The organism is Acidithiobacillus marinus, from assembly GCF_002847505.1.
Classification (GTDB): domain Bacteria; phylum Pseudomonadota; class Gammaproteobacteria; order Acidithiobacillales; family Acidithiobacillaceae; genus Acidithiobacillus; species Acidithiobacillus marinus.
Map to the genome: position 1 here is coordinate 14,830 of NZ_MXAV01000034.1, position 17,711 is coordinate 32,540.

The 17,711-nt window shown below is 56.4% G+C and carries 15 protein-coding genes; 13 read left to right on the forward strand and 2 right to left on the reverse strand.

Annotated features, from left to right (window positions below):
• Position 1: 1 nt before the first annotated feature.
• Positions 2–736 (reverse strand): SDR family NAD(P)-dependent oxidoreductase, encoded by a 735-nt coding sequence (locus tag B1757_RS08120; protein ID WP_101537838.1) that lies wholly within the window; start codon positions 734–736, stop codon positions 2–4.
• 268 nt (positions 737–1,004) lie between these two features.
• Between B1757_RS08120 and B1757_RS08125 the strand changes: the two genes are divergently transcribed.
• From B1757_RS08125 to rpoS, 6 genes are all read left to right on the forward strand, one after another.
• The gene (locus B1757_RS08125) at positions 1,005–2,156 is read left to right on the forward strand and encodes a cation diffusion facilitator family transporter (protein ID WP_101537839.1); all 1,152 of its coding nucleotides are present in this window, start codon (positions 1,005–1,007) and stop codon (positions 2,154–2,156) included.
• Positions 2,157–2,336: 180 nt separating this feature from the next.
• Positions 2,337–3,752 carry a glutamate--ammonia ligase gene (gene glnA, locus B1757_RS08130; RefSeq protein ID WP_101537840.1) on the forward strand — a complete coding sequence of 472 codons (1,416 nt, stop codon included), beginning with the start codon at positions 2,337–2,339 and terminating at the stop codon, positions 3,750–3,752.
• Positions 3,753–3,895: 143 nt separating this feature from the next.
• On the forward strand, positions 3,896–4,450 hold the full coding sequence (locus B1757_RS08135) for a DUF4124 domain-containing protein (protein WP_101538036.1): 555 nt from the start codon (positions 3,896–3,898) through the stop codon (positions 4,448–4,450).
• A gap of 128 nt (positions 4,451–4,578) precedes the next feature.
• Positions 4,579–5,337, forward strand: coding sequence for a 5'/3'-nucleotidase SurE (gene surE, locus B1757_RS08140; RefSeq protein WP_101538037.1), 759 nt, complete (start codon positions 4,579–4,581; stop codon positions 5,335–5,337).
• On the forward strand, positions 5,313–6,008 hold the full coding sequence (locus tag B1757_RS08145) for a protein-L-isoaspartate(D-aspartate) O-methyltransferase (protein WP_101537841.1): 696 nt from the start codon (positions 5,313–5,315) through the stop codon (positions 6,006–6,008). Before surE ends, B1757_RS08145 begins: the two co-directional genes overlap by 25 nt.
• A gap of 2 nt (positions 6,009–6,010) precedes the next feature.
• Entirely contained in the window at positions 6,011–6,943 is a 933-nt protein-coding gene (gene rpoS, locus B1757_RS08150) for an RNA polymerase sigma factor RpoS (RefSeq protein ID WP_101537842.1), read from the forward strand.
• A gap of 6 nt (positions 6,944–6,949) precedes the next feature.
• Here the strand turns inward: rpoS and B1757_RS08155 are convergent, their stop codons facing one another.
• A complete protein-coding gene (locus B1757_RS08155; protein WP_101537843.1) occupies positions 6,950–7,324 on the reverse strand; it encodes an Mth938-like domain-containing protein in 375 nt (124 codons plus the stop codon).
• A 95-nt stretch (positions 7,325–7,419) separates the two neighbouring features.
• Between B1757_RS08155 and alaC the strand changes: the two genes are divergently transcribed.
• From alaC to B1757_RS08190, 7 genes are all read left to right on the forward strand, one after another.
• On the forward strand, positions 7,420–8,601 hold the full coding sequence (gene alaC, locus B1757_RS08160) for an alanine transaminase (RefSeq protein ID WP_101537844.1): 1,182 nt from the start codon (positions 7,420–7,422) through the stop codon (positions 8,599–8,601).
• Positions 8,601–9,923, forward strand: a complete 1,323-nt coding sequence (locus tag B1757_RS08165; protein WP_216360840.1) for a homoserine dehydrogenase — start codon at positions 8,601–8,603, stop codon at positions 9,921–9,923. The genes alaC and B1757_RS08165 overlap by 1 nt, the downstream gene beginning before the upstream one ends.
• Before the next feature lie 37 nt (positions 9,924–9,960).
• Entirely contained in the window at positions 9,961–11,091 is a 1,131-nt protein-coding gene (thrC, locus tag B1757_RS08170; protein WP_101537845.1) for a threonine synthase, read from the forward strand.
• Complete coding sequence (locus B1757_RS08175; protein WP_101537846.1) at positions 11,091–12,053, forward strand: hypothetical protein; 963 nt, start codon at positions 11,091–11,093, stop codon at positions 12,051–12,053. Before thrC ends, B1757_RS08175 begins: the two co-directional genes overlap by 1 nt.
• 5 nt (positions 12,054–12,058) lie before the next feature.
• Entirely contained in the window at positions 12,059–13,819 is a 1,761-nt protein-coding gene (locus B1757_RS08180) for a single-stranded-DNA-specific exonuclease RecJ (protein ID WP_101537847.1), read from the forward strand.
• 122 nt (positions 13,820–13,941) lie between these two features.
• On the forward strand, positions 13,942–16,752 hold the full coding sequence (locus B1757_RS08185; RefSeq protein WP_101537848.1) for a type I restriction endonuclease subunit R: 2,811 nt from the start codon (positions 13,942–13,944) through the stop codon (positions 16,750–16,752).
• A 135-nt stretch (positions 16,753–16,887) separates the two neighbouring features.
• Positions 16,888–17,709: a KilA-N domain-containing protein gene (locus tag B1757_RS08190; protein WP_216360841.1), complete on the forward strand. Its 822-nt coding sequence runs from the start codon at positions 16,888–16,890 to the stop codon at positions 17,707–17,709.
• Positions 17,710–17,711: the final 2 nt, after the last annotated feature.

Genomic DNA, 17,711 nt, shown 5'->3' on the forward strand with positions numbered 1-17,711 from the left:
CTCAGCTCGTCACCAAAGGACGAATAGCAGTAAAGCCCGCATCCACAGATAATATTTGTCCGGTCATTTGGCGCTGCTGCAGTAAAAAAATAATCGCTTCAGCCACCAGGGCCGGATCAATTAATTCCCCGAGAGGATATTGTCGTTGCGCCATTTCCCGGGCCTGAGTGTTTCTTAAAATATGGCTTGCTGCCGGGCTATCCATCAGTCCGGAACGCACCGCATTAATACGAATAGCGTCGCGGGCATGGGTGGCTGCAGCTGCCATAACCAGAGATTCAAGCCCGCCTTTGGCGGCAGCTACCGCCTCATGAAAAGCAACGCCAATATCGGCTACTACAGAAGATACGAAAACGGCATTACCTGCCGTATGATTTTTCCGCAGGATAGCCACGAAAGCCTTGAGCATAAAAAAAGCAGAATCCAGATTCGCCGCCAGGCAATGTCGATATTGGGTCTCAGAAGTCTGGCCCAGACCAGCCAGTAGAAATGAGCCAGCAAGATGCACAAGGCACTCCGGCACTTCGTTTCGCTCCTTGAAAAACTGCATGACCGTATCTACTCCGGCCATACTTGAAACATCGGCCTGGAGTCGGGTGATGTCTGCGGTTTCTGGCGGGATGAAATCTTCTTTGCGGCTCACCGCCAATATTCGCCATTCATGTTTTGCTGCTAACGGTATGAACACATTAGCCAAGGCGCCGGAAGCACCTGTCACGATCATCCAGGGTTGCATGGACTCCTCCCATCATTAATGGTCATTAATTTCTGGCGAAAAAGTCATTTAGTTATAATGATAATCAGAAGTATATAGGGGATTCGTTGATTACGTAAGGTGCTGGGCCATCTTGCTGGAAAATTTCCGGGGCATTTTTTTATAGTGATTAGGATTGCCCCGAGAAGGGGGTGGTGGCGGTGATCACTTATATCCCGGAGCATTTTGCCGTTATCATAGGCAAGATTGGAGAGAAGCACACTCCAGACCACACAGAGGACACCAGAGCGTGACAGAAACCATCAGCCGCAGTGATCGCGGAAAAAAGAACATGCGGGTGACCCTGATGGGGGCGGGCACCAACATGGTGCTTTTTTTCACCAAGCTGGCGGGCGGAATATTGGGCCATTCGGACGCCTTGGTGGCGGATGCGGTGCATTCCCTGTCTGATCTGCTCTCGGATCTGGGCTTGATTCTGGCCATGCATTTCAGCAGCCAGCCTCCGGACCATGAGCATCCCTACGGGCACGAGCGTTTTGAAACCCTGGCAGCGTTGGGTACCGGCACGCTGTTGGCGGCCAATGGTGCGGGCATTGGCTATGAGGCGGTGCAACGGCTGGTCATCGGGCATTATGGCATGCCCGCTGTCTGGACCCTGTATATTGCCGCATTTGCCATCGTGGCCAAGGAATCCCTGTATCAGATCACCATTCGCGTGGCCCGCAAAACCCGCTCTGCCGCACTCCGGGCGAATGCCTGGGATCATCGTACCGACGCGATTTCCAGCGTGATCGTGTTGATTGGTATCGGCGGAAGTCTTCTGGGCGCTCCTTATCTGGATTCGGTGGTTGCCCTCATTGTCGCGCTGATGGTGCTGCGTATCGGTGTCGTGACGGCCTGGGAGGCACTCCAGGAGCTGGCTGACCGGGGTCTGGATGATGTCACTCTGACGCAAATCCGTGAAATCATTCTGGGTTGTGAGGGCGTACGCGACCTGCATCTGCTGAAGACCCGCAAAATAGGACATCAAGCGCTGGCCGAAGTGCACTTACAGGTGACCAATCCCTTGCTCAGCGTTTCCGAGGGACACCAGATTGCCGAGCGCGTACGGATTTGTTTGCTTCAAGCCGTGGATGATCTAGTGGATGCCACCATTCATATTGACAGCGAAAATGATGAAGAGGGCGGTGCGGTATTGCCGCCCCGTAGTGAGATTGAAAAAGCAGTGGCATCCGGGCTGCTCGCCCGAAACTTGCCCCATCCACAACAGATGACCCTGCATTATCTGAAAGAAGGCGTAGTAGTTTGCCTGCGCTATCCATTTCCGGTAGGAGCAACTCTGCAAACACTGGAGGCTGAGGAAAAGCAGATTCAGGACGCCTTGCAAGGTAAGATCGTCGGCTTGCAGAGAGTGGATGTGGCCTGGCAGACATCCGGGTAGCCAAGATCAGGGGGCGTAGTGCACAAATTTGGTGCAAAGCGTTTGATTGCACTGTTATGGGGTGTTAGTTTGGTGCAATAATCGGCCAGAACTTTGTGAGTACTCGCTTGGAGGGTGGTATCAGTTTTGCTAGTTACCTGGCTTCAGGTGGTAAATATTTCTTGATTGGAGGAAATGCAGATGGGTCATAGCCCGAAAGATGTACTGAAGTTGATCAAAGAAAAAGATGTCAAGTTCATTGATTTCCGCTTTACCGACACCAAGGGCAAGGAACAGCATGTATCCGTCCCTTCCCACACCATGGAAGAAGATACCTTCGTGGAAGGTAAAGCATTTGATGGTTCCTCCATTGCGGGTTGGAAGGGCATCAATGAATCCGACATGATTCTGCTTCCCGATCCTGATTCCGCCGTGCTGGATCCCTTCACCGATGAAGCGACCATGAATATCCGTTGTGATGTTGTAGAACCCGCTACAGGTCAGGGTTATGAACGCGATCCCCGTTCGCTGGCCAAACGTGCCGAAGCCTATCTGAAAAGTACGGGCATTGCCGATACCGCCTATTTTGGTCCGGAAAACGAATTTTTCGTCTTTGATTCGGTAACCTGGAACATCGACATGAGTGGCTGCGGATACAAGGTGGATGCCGAGGAAGCCGCCTGGAATTCCGGCAAGGAATATGAGTCCGGCAATATGGGGCACCGTCCCGGTGTGAAGGGCGGATATTTTCCGGTCCCCCCGGTGGACTCTGCCCAGGATCTGCGTTCAGCCATGTGTCTGGCGCTGGAAGAAATGGGTTTGAAAGTGGAGGTGCATCACCACGAAGTGGCGACTGCCGGTCAGCATGAAATCGGTGTGGGCTTCAGCACCCTGACCCGTAAGGCGGATGAAGTACAGATTCTGAAATATGTCATCCACAATGTGGCGGCGGCTTATGGTCAGACGGCCACTTTCATGCCCAAGCCCATTGTCGGGGATAATGGCAGTGGCATGCATGTTCACCAGTCTCTGGCCAAGGACGGCAAGAATCTGTTTGCTGGCGACCTCTATGGCGGTCTGTCAGAGCTGGCGCTCTACTACATTGGCGGTATCATCAAGCACGCCAAGGCTATCAATGCCCTGACCAATCCCAGCACCAACAGCTACAAGCGTCTGGTCCCCCACTATGAAGCCCCGGTGTTGCTGGCCTATTCGGCCAAAAACCGCTCCGCTTCCATCCGTATTCCCTTCGTCAACAGCCCCAAGGCCCGGCGTATTGAAGTCCGTTTCCCGGACTCCACCGCCAACCCCTATCTGGCTTTTGCCGCCATGATGATGGCCGGACTTGACGGTATCCAGAACAAGATTCATCCCGGCGATGCCATGGACAAAAATCTCTATGATCTGCCCGCCGAAGAACAGGCCAACATTCCGGGCGTCGCTGCTTCATTGGAAGAAGCCTTGCGGGCTCTGGAAGCGGATCACGAGTTCCTGATGAAGGGTAACGTGTTCTCCCAAAGCTGGCTGGAAGGCTATCTCGATGTGAAATGGGCGGAAGTGCAAGCCCTGCGGATTACTACTCACCCAGTAGAATTCCAGATGTACTATAGCCTCTGACCGGAAAGCGGACGATTCAGTCTGCCGGTGTCAGAGGTGAAAGGCTCCGCATTGTGCGGGGCCTTTTTCTTTGGCGCCTTGACAAGGACTTGCGGGACGACCATATAAGTTTCGCGGAGAGCTATTGAGAAGGCGTGATGAAAATGGCAATAGGCAAAAATGCAATACATAGGTTTATGGCCCGCTGCGTGCTGCCGGGTTTGTTCCTGATCGGACTGTTCAGTGTGCAGGTGACTGCGGAAACCATTTATCGCTGGGTAGGAAATAATGGAGTCGTGAGTTACGGAGAGAATCCGCCTGCCGGGGCAAGGGGGGTTGAGCAGATTGCGGGAGCTCCGCAGCAATCTGTGAGCACACCGGCAGCTTCCGATGAGCAAAGACCGGTGCTCATGCCAAGGTCAGATCAGTCCGCGCCCGCAAAGTCAGCAGGCAACCAGACCAGCCCTGCGCGTAAGAGCCTGGAAGCCGAATTGGCTGCTGCCCGTGCGCAGTTGCTGCAGGCTACCCATAATTATGAACATGGCAAGGCTGTCCGCACGGGTAATGAACGGAATTACGCCCGTTACTTGCAGCGGGTGAATGCGTTGAAGCAAGCCATGGATAGCGCCCAGTTGCGGGTTTTATTGCTGCAGCATCAACTGGAGCAGCTATCGGAGCATCCTGTACCGGATGCTCCCCGGGCCAATCTGGCGCATTGACAATGGCCAAGACGGCTTTACCGGAGCCTGAAGCGATTCAACGAAACTTGAGCAGAAATCGGGATAGACCTGCCCTGTCTTCGTGGCTTACTATAGCAGGCTGAATGAAAGACTTTCAGGGAGATCAGATGCCACGTTTCTTGCTCAGTAACGATGACGGATATCTGGCACCGGGACTGGCAGCGCTGGCTCAAGCAATCACCCCCCTGGGCGAAGTGGAAGTTCTGGCTCCCGAACAGGATCGCAGCGGCGCCAGTAATTCCCTGACTCTCGACCGCCCCTTGCGGATGCGCACCGGCCTCAACGGTTTTCACTATCTGGTAGGTGGTACGCCTACGGATTGCGTGCATCTGGCAGTCACCGGTGTTTTTGCCGAATCGCCGGACATGGTGGTTTCGGGTATCAACCGGGGTGCCAATATGGGGGATGACGTGCTCTATTCAGGGACGGTGGCGGCAGCCACCGAAGGGCGTTTTCTCGGATTGCCGGCGATTGCCGTGTCTCTGGCCGGGCGGGATTGCAGTCATTTTGAAACCGCTGCCCAAGTTGCGGCGCGTCTGGTGACCGGTGTGCTCAGTCATGCCTTGCCTGCCGATACCATCCTCAATGTGAATGTGCCCGATCTGCCCTATGAGCAATTACGCGGGTTCGAGGTCACTCGTCTAGGGCGACGGCATAAAAGTGATATGGTGATACCGGCTGCGGATCCACGGGGCGATCCGGTCTACTGGATTGGTCCTTCGGGTCGGGAAGCCGATGCCGGACCAGGTACGGATTTTGATGCGGTCCGCAGAGGCTATGTCTCCATCACTCCCCTGGACCTGGACATGACCCGCTACAATTTTTTGGAGGGTTTGAGTCAGTGGCTGCGCACCTGCCAGTCCTGAGCCCCGAAGTCGGTATGATTTCTCCTCGCACCCGGGGGAAAATGGTGCTGCGCCTGCGGGCGGCGGGTATTCGCGATGAGCGGGTGCTGGATGTGATGAATCAGGTGCCGCGCCATCACTTTGTTGCCCAGGCGCTGGCGGGCAGGGCTTACGAATTGGTTTCCCTGCCTATTGGCTATGGTCAGACCATTTCTCAGCCTTGGACGGTAGCGCGGATGATGGAGGCCATTCTCGAAAACAGCCCGACTCCCCGACGGATTCTGGAAATCGGTACCGGATCTGCCTACCAGACGGCCCTCTTGGCGGAACTGGGCGCCGAAGTGTTCAGTGTGGAACGGATTGGTCCACTACATCACCACGCCGAGAAACTGCTGACACGAATGGGATACACCCGGGTCCATTTATTGCATGGTGACGGGAGTGAAGGTTGGTCGAGTCAAGCCCCCTATGATGCCATTGTGATTACAGCGGCTGTTCCTTGTGCCTTGGCGCCATTGTATCGCCAGCTACGACCCGGTGGCCGCCTGGTGATGCCGGTGGATGAAGATGGCAAGCAGCATTTGCAGGTCAGTCATTGGGATGGCCAGGAAGCCAGGATCAGTCCTCTGGGTGATTGTTTTTTTGTGCCCTTGCTGACGGGCACCGTTTCATTGGCCTCTGGAGAGTGTTAATCATGAACGACGCAATCAGAGTCGCAGAAGAGGACGTATCCCTGGAAGTCGAGGGTAGCGAAGAAGTTCAGGAAAATCCGGAGGAAGATTATGGCGAAGCGCCTGACTGGGACGCCACCCGCTGTTATCTCAAGGAAATTGGTCATAACCCGCTACTGACGGCAGAACAGGAAATTTCACTGGGGCGGCTGGTGCAGGCAGGAGATCCAGCGGCACGCAGCACCATGATCGAGTGCAATTTGCGCCTGGTGGTCAAGCTGGCGCGGCGTTACATTCACCGCGGGCTGCCGCTGCTGGACCTTATCGAAGAAGGGAATCTGGGTCTGATTCGCGCTGTAGAAAAATTCGATCCGGAAAAGGGCTTCCGCTTTTCGACTTATGCGACCTGGTGGATTCGCCAGAATATAGAACGCGCCCTGATGAATCAGACCCGCACCATCCGCCTGCCCATTCATGTGATGAAAGAACTCAGTACAGTTCTGCGTGCCGCACGATGTCTGGGTCAGACCCTGCAGCGTGATCCCACCCCCGAAGAAGTGGCTGCCGCCCTGGATCGACCGGTAGAAGAAATTCGCGGGTGCCTGGAAAATGACGGCAGGGTCAGCAGCCTCGATATTCCCCACGGTCGCGAGTCAGATCGTCCTCTTTCCGATGTGATTGCTGATGCCGCCATGCCGGGTGTCGAAACCGCCTTCGCGGATCGTGATTTATCCCGACAGATTCATCAATGGATCGGCAGTATGTCCGAAAAGCATCGACAGGTACTGTTCTGGCGTTTTGGCCTGGACGGCACCGACGGCGCTACTTTGGAAGAGGTGGGCCAACGTCTGGGCATTACCCGGGAACGCGTGCGGCAAATTCAGGTAGAGGCTTTACTGACGCTACGCTTGCGCATTGAAGAAGAAGGATTGACCACAGAATCCTTGTTTGGCTGAAAGCGCTCAGGCTTCGGGGTGCAGCAGGGCGGCGAGTACGACGCGGTCTTCTGCCAAGAGAATATTGTAGGTACGACAGGCGGCACTGGTGTCCATGACTTCCACCGGAATGTTGGCCTCACGCAAGGCTACCATGAGTTTCAAGGGAAAAAACTGTTTTCTGCCCGTGCCCAGCAGCAGAACATCGGGTTTGCGCGCAAGTACCTCATGAAAATGCTCCAGAGTTAGGGCGGTGGCGCTGGGTGGCCCCCAAGGGCTATGTAGCCAGTCTGTGCTTACCAGTACGCCTTGGGTATAACGCTGGCCGCGAATGACTACGCCCTCCGGCCCATAGCTGTTGATGAGGTTGGCTTGGGTGTCCAGTTGCCGGTGTAATTTCATGACTTTCCTCCGTGATGCAGATTGACAGGCCCGCGTAGCCTCTCTATTGTTCTTCGATTTCGGTATTCACGACAACCCTTGAAGGTCTGTGCTCCATGAACAGTGATTTTGAACGTATCCGTCGTTTGCCTCCCTACGTGTTTAATATTGTGACCGACCTGAAAAACCAGGCCCGTAAGCGGGGTGAGGATATTATCGACTTCGGAATGGGAAATCCTGATCAGCCCACACCGCAACATATTGTCGACAAACTCTGTGAAACGGCCCAGCGTGGGGATACTCATCGCTATAGCGTCTCCCGGGGTATTCCCCGCCTGCGCCGGTCCATTACCACCTGGTATGAACAGCGCTTCGGGGTTGCCCTGGATCCTGAATCGGAAGCCATCGTCACCATTGGTTCCAAGGAAGGCATCGCCCATCTGGCCCTGGCGACCATGGGGCCTGGTGATACGGTGCTGGTGCCCAGCCCAACCTATCCCATTCATCCCTATGGTTTTGTGATTGCGGGTGCGGATGTGCGCCATGTGCCCATGCTTCCCGGAGTGGATTTCTTTGAAGAGCTGGAAAAAGCGGTCAAGGCTGCCTGGCCGAAACCCAAGATGCTCGTCATCAATTTTCCCCATAATCCCACGGCGGCAGTGGTAGATCTGGATTTTTTCAAAAGAATCGTCGAGTTTGCCAAGGAGCACCGCATCTGGGTGGTCCATGATCTGGCCTATGCCGACATCGTTTTTGACGGTTACAAGGCGCCCAGTTTTCTGCAGGTGCCGGGGGCCAAGGATGTGGGAGTGGAATTTTTTACCCTTTCCAAAAGCTACAACATGCCCGGCTGGCGGGTCGGTTTTGCGGTAGGTAACCCCAAGCTGGTGGGCGCGCTGGCACGCATGAAAAGCTATCTGGATTACGGCACCTTCACCCCTATCCAGGTGGCGGCCATCACCGCTCTCGAAGGGCCGCAGGATTGTGTGGAAGACATCCGCCTGATGTACGAACAGCGCCGCGACGTACTCTGCGAAGGCCTGGAAGCCGCTGGCTGGGCGGTGGATAAACCCAAGGCCACCATGTTTGTCTGGGCGCGCATTCCGGAAAACCTGCGCAAGATGGGATCTCTGGAGTTTTCCAAGCTGGTGCTCGACCGTGCCAAAGTGGCCGTAAGCCCGGGCATAGGCTTTGGCGAACTGGGTGATGAGTATGTGCGCTTCGGTCTGGTGGAAAATGAGCATCGGACCCGGCAGGCGATTCGTGGCATCAAACAGATGTTTCGTGAGGATTTGTGATGAGCGAGGGTATGGATCCGGTACGCATTGGCATTCTCGGGATGGGTACCGTCGGCCAGGGGACGGTGCGGGTGTTGGCTCGCAATGCCGAAGAAATCACCCGCCGGGTGGGGCGGGATTTGCGGGTGGTGCATGCTGCCGTTCGCAATCCTGCCCGCCTGGAAGGGCTGCACCTGGATGCGCGGATCAGTGCTGATCCCTGGGCAGTGGTGCGTGATCCGGAAGTGGATGTGCTGGTGGAAGTCATGGGCGGCACTGGCCTTCCCCGGGAACTGATTCTGGCGGCCATTGCGGCAGGCAAGCATGTGGTGACAGCCAACAAGGCCCTGCTGGCGGAGCATGGCAATGAGATATTCGCGGCGGCTCAGCAACAGGGCGTGATGGTGGCCTTTGAGGCTGCGGTGGCCGGAGCGATTCCAATCATCAAGGCGATTCGCGAGGGCCTGGCGGGTAATCGCATTCACTGGCTGGCAGGCATCATCAACGGCACGAGTAACTATATTCTGACCCAGATGTTTCGTGAGGGCTGGGATTTTCAGCAGGCTTTGGGTGAAGCCCAGCGCCTCGGTTATGCCGAAGCCGATCCGGGACTGGATGTGGATGGCGGCGATGCCGCGCACAAAATCACCCTGATGGCTTCCATTGCTTTCGGTATTCCAGTGGATTTCGCCCATTGCCATGTGGAGGGTATTCGCGCTCTGGAGCGGGATGATGTGGTCTATGCAGCGGAGCTCGGTTATCGTATCAAGTTGCTGGGTATTGCACGGCGCCGCGCGGATGGCGTCGAGTTGCGGGTGCATCCCACCCTGATTCCGGAAAGTCACCTGCTCGCCAATGTCGAGGGGCCGTTTAATGCCATTCTGGTGGAGAGCGATGCCGCCGGACAGAGCCTCTATTACGGTCGGGGTGCTGGCGGTGATCCGACCGCCAGTGCCGTGGTTGCCGATCTGGTGGATGTGGCCCGGACCATGACGGCGGATCCCAGTAATCGGGTACCTCATCTGGCCTTCCAGGCCGATGCCCTGAGTGCTTTGCCCTTGTTGCCCATGGCCGAGGTGGAAAGTGCCTACTATCTGCGCATTCATGCCCATAACCGCGCCGGCGTGCTTGCCCAGGTGGCGACCATGCTGGCCGAGCATGAAATTTCCATTGAGGCCCTGGTGCAAAAGGAAACTCCGGAAGCCGATACAGTACCTATTGTGTTGTTGCTGCACCGCTGCCGCGAGGGTGATCTGGAGCAGGCCATCCGCCGCATCGAGGCCCTGCCGGTGGTAGCCCGGCCGGTATTGCGGCTGCGCGTTGAAAGTCTGGCCGAGCAGTGAACTATTTTCCGAATCCCCTTTGTTGCAGGAACCTTCCATGACTCGTTATACCGGCATTATTGATCGTTACCGTGCTTTTCTGCCTTTGGCCCCGGATACTCAGGCGGTCAGCCTGGGTGAGGGGAATACCCCACTCATCGAATGCGTCAACCTGCCCCGCCAGCTGGGGGTGGATATGCGTCTGTTTCTGAAATTTGAAGGTTTGAACCCTACCGGCTCTTTCAAGGATCGGGGCATGACCATGGCGGTGACCAAAGCCAAGGAGGAGGGCAGCGAGATGGTCATCTGCGCTTCTACCGGCAATACTTCTGCGGCAGCGGCGGCCTATGCAGCCCGGGCCGGGATGCAGGCTTTTGTGGTCATTCCCGAAGGGAAAATTGCCCTGGGAAAACTCTCCCAGGCCATGATGCACGGGGCACTGGTCCTGCAGATTCGCGGTAATTTCGATGAAGGCATGCAAATTGTCCAGGAAGTGGCCGCCAATGCCCCCATTACCCTGGTCAATTCGGTCAATCCCTATCGTCTCCAGGGTCAGAAAACGGCGGCCTTCGAAATTATCGAGGCCTTGGGCGAGGCGCCGGATTATCATGCCCTGCCGGTGGGAAATGCTGGCAATATCACCGCGCACTGGATGGGCTACTGTGAAGCCACCGATGGCCGGAAAGAAGCTTCGCAGGTGCTGACCAATGCCTGCAAATTCTGTAATGGCATCTGTACTTATGGCCATGGCAAAGCCGGAAAACGCCCGAAAATGCTGGGCTTCCAGGCAGCGGGCAGCGCCCCGTTCATGGCGGGCGATTTTGTGAAAAATCCGGAAACCATCGCGACGGCCATTCGTATCGGTCACCCCATGTCCTGGGATCAGGCCCATCGTGTGCAGGAGGAAAGTGGTGGCTGGTTTGGCAGCCATAGTGATGCAGACATTCTCGAAGCCCAGCGCTGGCTGGCCAAATTTGAGGGGGTGTTTTGTGAACCGGCTTCGGCTACTTCGGTGGCGGGTGTGGTGGCGGCGGCCCGTGCCGGCAAAATCGAGGCCGGGGCCACGGTGGTCTGCACCTTGACCGGGCATGGCCTCAAAGATCCCGATACGGCCATTTCCCAGGGCGGTGAGGTGGTGACCGTCAATGCCACCCTGGATGCGGTACAGCGCGCTATCCTGGAGCGCTGATGGCTGATGCCTGCCTCTGGCTGTCGGGCTTGCACGGCCTGCCGGAGGAGGACCTGGGCAAGGTATTGCCGCGCTATTGGGGACGGGGGCACCGAGAACACCTAGCGGCACAGTCTTCCCTGGAAGTGGCGGGCCGGTTGCTGGGCTTTGCCGGCGTCCTGCCAGCGGCGGCCTTGTTGGCAGAGTCAGAAGGGATCGCGACCGCCGGGTACTGGGTGATTGCTCTGGAGCCGGTTGCCTTTCTGGGGCAGGCGGGGCGGGCTGTCGTGCAACCCCTGGCGGGCCTGGAAGAATCTGCGGCGGCGGCATTATTCAGTGCTGCAGTAGAGTTTTTGGCCGATTCTCCCTGGATTTTGCAGCGCGGTGCCCGGCGCTGGTATGTGCTGAGCCAGACCACGCCGGATTTGCATTGTCCTGATCCTGAGCAGGTCTGGGGGCGTGAACCTATCGCGCAGCAAAATACCGGCAGCGACGCCCGGCGCTGGAATGCCTTTCTCAATGAATTACAGATGTTCCTGGCTGCGCATCCGGTCAATCAGGGTCATGATGGTAGTGAGCCTTGGTGCCTGTTCTGGGCCTGGGGTGAAGGGCGTTTGCCGGAGCAGCGTCCGGTAAGCAAATGGCAGACGGTGTCCGCAGAAGCAGATTATCTGCAGGCCGCTGCCGCCTGGCTTGAGTTGCCATTATCCTATTCCAAAGCGTTGCAGGCGGCGGCAAAGCTTCCGGATAATCTCCTCTGGGTCTGGTCCGGAACCTGGCTTTATCCCGATGCAGCCAAATCTTTTGCAGCTCTGGAGCCTGCCTTGCAGAGGCTATGGCGCAACGGTGGGCAGCTGCAATGCTGGACTGGCATACTGGCAAATGGTGGCGTGGAGCAAATGACGCTCAGTCGTGGTGATCGCTGGCGCTTCTGGCGCAAGGCGCTGCGCCCCGGCCAGGCCAGTCTGCCGGGTGCCTGGTAGAATTCATGGAAAGCGTGCGTATTGTGGATCGTCCGGTCTCGGTGAAAATCCGGGATGCGGCCCTGGCCTTGGGCTATACCCCCCTGCAGGCGCGGATCATCGCCGGACGCCTGTGTGATGCGGACGTCGGTCAGCTCCCGGCCTTGATGAATCTGCAGATGAGCGGACTCACCCCACCCGACCTGCTTCCCGATATGGCCAATGCTGCGGCAACGGTGATCGCGGCTATCCAGCAACAATGGCCGATTATTTTGATTTCTGATTTTGATGCGGACGGCGCATCGGCCCATGCGGTACTGAAAACCGCATTCCGGGATTATTTTGGCGTCCCCGAACAGCAGATACACAGTTATATCGGCCATCGGTTGCGTGATGGCTACGGGGTTACCGAAACCCTGACCGACCGGATTATTGCGGAGGCCCCGAGCCCGGCTCTGATTATTACGGCGGATCAGGGCAGTACCGATCATGAGCGGATTACCCGACTGCGGGATCATGGTTTTACCGTCATCGTCACCGACCATCATGGCGTGCCCGCTTCCGGGCCACCCCCTGCAGCGGTGGCCTGTGTGAATCCGGTGCGTGCCGATTCCAGCTTTCCCGATCCTTATATTGCTGGTGTGCATGTGGCCTGGCTGCTCTGCTGTGCTGTGCGCCAGGCACTGATTGCGGCAGGTCTGCTTCCTGCTTCTGCGCCGAAGCTTGGCGGGCTACTGGATTATGTGGCGCTGGGTACTATGGCGGATTGTGTGGATCTGGCGCGCTCCTGCAATAACAAGGCGATTATTGCCCGGGGGTTGGCACTTATGAACGCCCCGGCGCGGCGCCCTGTCTGGCAGGCCCTGCAACTGGCCACCCGAAGTCATGGTCCCATTACCGCAGCCACCCTGGCCTTCAGCTTCGCACCCCTGATCAATGCCCGGGGGCGTCTGGACTCCGCCCTGGGCAGCGTGGATTTGCTGATGAGTTCGCATCTTCCAGAAGCCGAAGAAATGGCAGAGCATTTTGTTGAGCACAACAACGAACGCAAAGTCGTCCAGGCGCAAATGCTGCAGCGCAGCACCTGTCAGGCCCTGCAGCAAGTTCGGGATGGCGCCTCCGCCATCACCATATTTGATCCCCAAGGTCATCCGGGGGTGCACGGCATTTGCGCAGCCCGCCTGGTGGAGTCTTGCGGAAGACCGGTCGCTTATTTTTCACCCAAAGCTGAAGGAGGTGGCATTACGGCCTCATTGCGAACGGTGCCGGGTTTCCATGTCCGCCATGCCCTGGCAAAAATAGCTGAACGTTATCCCGATGATTTTCTAAGTTGGGGCGGGCATGCCGGGGCAGGTGGAGTGACCCTCAAACAGGAGGCGCTGGCGCGTTTTGCCGAAGCCTGGGCAGCCATTGCCGCAGAAGCCCTGTCTGGTCAGGAGCTTGGGCCGGAGATTCTGACCGATGGTGTGCTGGAGGATAGTCCCAGCATGGAAGTGGTTGAGGAGCTGATGGTTCTGGAGCCTTATGGCCGGCAATGGGATCCGCCTGTATTTCGAGGTGCGGGGCGCATCACCCAACTCCGTCCGGTGGGTGACGGCACGCACCTGAAACTGGTATTGCAGATGGCCGGAGCGGACTACGACGCCATCTGGTTCGGCGCCGCAGAAAATGGTCTCAGCCCGGTGGCTGTCGGTGATGACGTCACTTTCGCCTATGGGCTGGAAATCAATACCTTTCGGGACAAGACCACCCTGCAACTGAGAATAAAGTATGCGGTGATCACTTAAAATATTCTGGCACATATTATATAGATGGCTGTAGGCTATGGAGAGTATGCTGAATTTGTTCACGGCGGGTGAATTATTATGACTTTTGTGTGCGGAAGTTAAAGAACATGAGAAGTTGAAGCATGACCAGGACTGAGGCCCAGACCCGCTCTGAACTGATTGACAGCCAGCTCACTCAGTCTGGCTGGAACGTCAAAGACCCCACCCAGGTCATCGAGGAGTTCGACATCCTGACTCCACTGCCCCTGGGTGTTGCCGAACCGCGCACCCCATACGAAGGTCATCAATTCAGCGACTATGTATTGCTTGGCAAGGATCGCAAGCCCCTGGCCGTGGTCGAAGCCAAGAAAACGAGCAAAGACGCCGCGCTGGGGCGAGAGCAGGCCAAGCAATACTGTTACAACATCCAGAAACAACTGGGTGGCGAGCTGCCGTTCTGCTTTTACACCAACGGGCACGAGATTTATTTCTGGGATCTGGACAACTACCCGCCGCGCAAGATCGTCGGCTTCCCGACCCGAGATGACCTTGAGCGGTTTCAATATATTCGCCGCAACCGCAAGCCCCTGACCCAGGAGCTGATCAACACATCCATCGCGGGCCGCGACTATCAGATCCGGGCCATTCGCGCCGTGTTGGAAGGCATCGAACAGAAAAAACGCGATTTCCTTTTGGTGATGGCCACCGGCACCGGCAAGACCCGCACCTGTATCGCCATGGTCGATGCCCTGATGCGTGCCGGACACGCCGAAAAGGTCCTGTTTCTGGTCGACCGCATCGCGTTGCGCGAGCAGGCCCTGGCCGCCTTCAAGGAGCATCTGCCCCACGAACCTCGATGGCCGAATGTCGGCGAGAAGCTCATCGCCAAGGACCGCCGCATCTACGTCTCTACTTATCCCACCATGCTCAACATCATCCGGGACGAGTCGCAGCAGCTTTCGCCGCACTTTTTCGATTTCATCGTGGTCGATGAAAGCCACCGCTCCATCTACAACACCTACAAAGAGGTGCTGGACTATTTCAAAACCATCACCCTGGGGCTCACCGCCACGCCCACCGACATCATCGACCACAACACCTTCCAGCTTTTCCACTGCGAAGACGGCCTTCCCACCTTTGCCTATACCTTCGAGGAGGCGGTCAACAATGTGCCGCCCTACCTGTGCAGCTTTCAGGTGATGAAGATCCAGACCCGCTTTCAGATGGAGGGGATCAGCAAGCGCACCATCTCGTTGGAAGACCAGAAAAAGCTGCTGCTGGAAGGCAAGGAGATCGAAGAGATCAACTTCGAGGGTTCACAGCTCGAAAAGCAGGTGATCAACAAGGGAACCAATGCCCTCATCGTCAAGGAGTTCATGGAGGAGTGCATCAAGGACGGCAGCGGTGTGCTGCCCGGCAAGACCATCTTCTTCTGCTCCTCCAAGGCCCATGCCCGGCGCATCGAAGAGATCTTCGACAAGCTCTTCCCCCAATACAAAGGCGAGCTGGCCAAGGTGCTGGTCTCCGATGACCCGCGCGTCTACGGCAAGGGCGGCCTGCTCGACCAGTTCACCAACAACGACATGCCCCGCGTCGCCATCAGCGTCGACATGCTCGATACCGGCATCGACGTGCGCGAGATCGTCAATCTGGTCTTCGCCAAGCCGGTCTATTCCTACACCAAGTTCTGGCAAATGATCGGGCGCGGCACCCGGCTGCTTGAAGCAGCCAAGCCCAAGCCCTGGTGTACCGAAAAGGATGTGTTCCTTATCCTCGATTGCTGGGACAACTTCGAATACTTCAAGCTGCAACCCAAGGGCAAGGAACTCAAACCCCAGCTCCCGCTGCCGGTGCGGCTGGTCGGCTTGCGGCTGGATAAAATCGAAAAGGCCATCGACCTTGCGCAGGCGCAGGTTGGCGAGCGTGAAATCGTCAAATTGCGTCGGCAGATCAGCCAGCTGCCGCATAGCTCCGTCATCATCAAGGAGGCAGCCGCCGCGCTGGCCCGGCTCGAAGAGGAAAACTTCTGGATCACCCTGAATCACCAGCGGCTGGAATTTTTGCGCGGCGAGATCAAGCCGCTGTTCCGCACCGTCTCCGAGGCCGACTTCAAGGCCATGCGCTTCGAGCGCGACCTGTTAGAATTTTCACTCGCCCGGATCAGCGAAGAGAAGGAAAAAGCCGAAACCATCAAGGAAGGCATCGTCGAGCAGATCAGTGAACTACCGCTGTCGGTCAGTTTCGTCAAAGCCGAGGAATCGTTGATCCGCGCCGCCCAGAGCAACCACTACTGGGCCAAAACGGATGCCAGTGAGCTGGAGGACGCCCTCGACGACCTGAACAGTCGCCTCGGCCCGCTGATGAAATTCCGCGAGCAACAGACCGGCCCCGGTCCGACACACCTTGACCTGAAAGATGAAATCCACCGCAAGGAAATGGTCGAGTTCGGCCCCCAGTACGAATCGGTCAGCATCAGCCGCTACCGCGAGATGGTCGAGGCCATGATCGCGGAGCTGACCGCGCACAACCCCATCCTGCAAAAACTCAAGAATGGTCAGGATGTCTCGGCTGACGAGGCCCTTGAACTGGCCGAGCTGCTCCATGCCGAGCACCCCCACATCACCGAAGATCTTCTGCGCCAGGTCTACAAGAACCGCAAGGCGCGCTTCATCCAGTTCATCCGCCACATCCTCGGTATCGAGATCCTGAAGAGCTTCCCGGAAACGGTCAGCGAAGCCTTCGATCAGTTCATCGAGCAGCACACGAGCCTTTCCAGCCGTCAGTTGGAGTTCCTGAACCTGCTCAAGGGCTTCATCATCGAGCGCGAGAAGGTCGAGAAGAAAGACCTCATCAACGCACCGTTCACAGTCATCCACCCGCAGGGGATTCGCGGTGTGTTCAGCCCGGCCGAGATCAACGAAATACTACAGCTCACCGAGCGGTTGGCGGCTTGATGGATATGAATCGAGAAAGACACGAAAAAGGGTCGAAATCGACCCGTTTGGAAATATGGGGAAATCTGCAGTTTAAGCGCCTTAGAGCGGATTTTAACTATAGCGAATTCGCCTCAATTAAACTGGAGAAATAGTATGGCTAAGAACAGAAAAATTGAAGTTCGAGGCGCCGAGATAACCGTTGTTGATAATCAAGAGCAGGATTTTATTTCTCTGACAGATATTGCAAGATACAAAACAGATGAAACCAGCGCTGTTATAGGCAACTGGATGCGCAACCGGAATACGATTGAGTTTTTAGGGATTTGGGAGTCGCTCTATAATCCCAATTTCAAACCCCTCGAATTCGAGGGGTTTAGAAAACAGGCGGGGCTCAATGCCTTTACCCTTTCTCCTCAGAAATGGGTAACGACCACAAATGCCATAGGTTTTATCGTTAAATCAGGTAGATATGGCGGCACATACGCCCATAAGGACATTGCTTTCAAATTTGCCAGTTGGATCTCTGTCGAATTTGAACTCTACATTGTTAAGGAATTTCAACGCTTAAAGGAAGAAGAACAAAAGCAGCTTGGATGGTCAGCCAAGCGAGAATTGGCCAAAATCAATTACCGCATCCACACCGACGCCATCAAGACGAACCTGATCCCGCCCGAACTGTCGCCTCAGCAGATCAATTTCATCTATGCCAGCGAGGGGGATCTGCTGAATATGGCCCTGTTCGGCAAAACGGCAAAGCAATGGCGGGATGAAAACCCGGACCACAAAGGCAATATCCGCGACGAAGCCAATGTCTCCCAGCTTGTCTGTCTGGCCAATCTCGAAACCCTGAACGCCCATTTCATACACCAGGGGCTCCCACAGGCCGAGCGCCTAAAAATCCTGAACCAGACCGCCATTCACCAGATGAAACTCCTGCTTGCCGACAGAAACGTCAAGCAGTTGGAGGAGAAATAACC

What these genes read in the sequence shown, in the direction of transcription:
- B1757_RS08120 (WP_101537838.1), bottom strand. Translation starts at nt 736, where the DNA reads ATGCAACCCTGGATGATCGTGACAGGTGCTTCCGGCGCCTTGGCTAAT.
- glnA (WP_101537840.1), top strand. Translation starts at nt 2,337, where the DNA reads ATGGGTCATAGCCCGAAAGATGTACTGAAGTTGATCAAAGAAAAAGAT.
- B1757_RS08135 (WP_101538036.1), top strand. Translation starts at nt 3,896, where the DNA reads ATGGCAATAGGCAAAAATGCAATACATAGGTTTATGGCCCGCTGCGTG.
- surE (WP_101538037.1), top strand. Translation starts at nt 4,579, where the DNA reads ATGCCACGTTTCTTGCTCAGTAACGATGACGGATATCTGGCACCGGGA.
- rpoS (WP_101537842.1), top strand. Translation starts at nt 6,011, where the DNA reads ATGAACGACGCAATCAGAGTCGCAGAAGAGGACGTATCCCTGGAAGTC.
- B1757_RS08155 (WP_101537843.1), bottom strand. Translation starts at nt 7,324, where the DNA reads ATGAAATTACACCGGCAACTGGACACCCAAGCCAACCTCATCAACAGC.
- alaC (WP_101537844.1), top strand. Translation starts at nt 7,420, where the DNA reads ATGAACAGTGATTTTGAACGTATCCGTCGTTTGCCTCCCTACGTGTTT.
- B1757_RS08165 (WP_216360840.1), top strand. Translation starts at nt 8,601, where the DNA reads ATGAGCGAGGGTATGGATCCGGTACGCATTGGCATTCTCGGGATGGGT.
- thrC (WP_101537845.1), top strand. Translation starts at nt 9,961, where the DNA reads ATGACTCGTTATACCGGCATTATTGATCGTTACCGTGCTTTTCTGCCT.
- B1757_RS08175 (WP_101537846.1), top strand. Translation starts at nt 11,091, where the DNA reads ATGGCTGATGCCTGCCTCTGGCTGTCGGGCTTGCACGGCCTGCCGGAG.
- B1757_RS08180 (WP_101537847.1), top strand. Translation starts at nt 12,059, where the DNA reads ATGGAAAGCGTGCGTATTGTGGATCGTCCGGTCTCGGTGAAAATCCGG.
- B1757_RS08185 (WP_101537848.1), top strand. Translation starts at nt 13,942, where the DNA reads ATGACCAGGACTGAGGCCCAGACCCGCTCTGAACTGATTGACAGCCAG.
- B1757_RS08190 (WP_216360841.1), top strand. Translation starts at nt 16,888, where the DNA reads ATGGCTAAGAACAGAAAAATTGAAGTTCGAGGCGCCGAGATAACCGTT.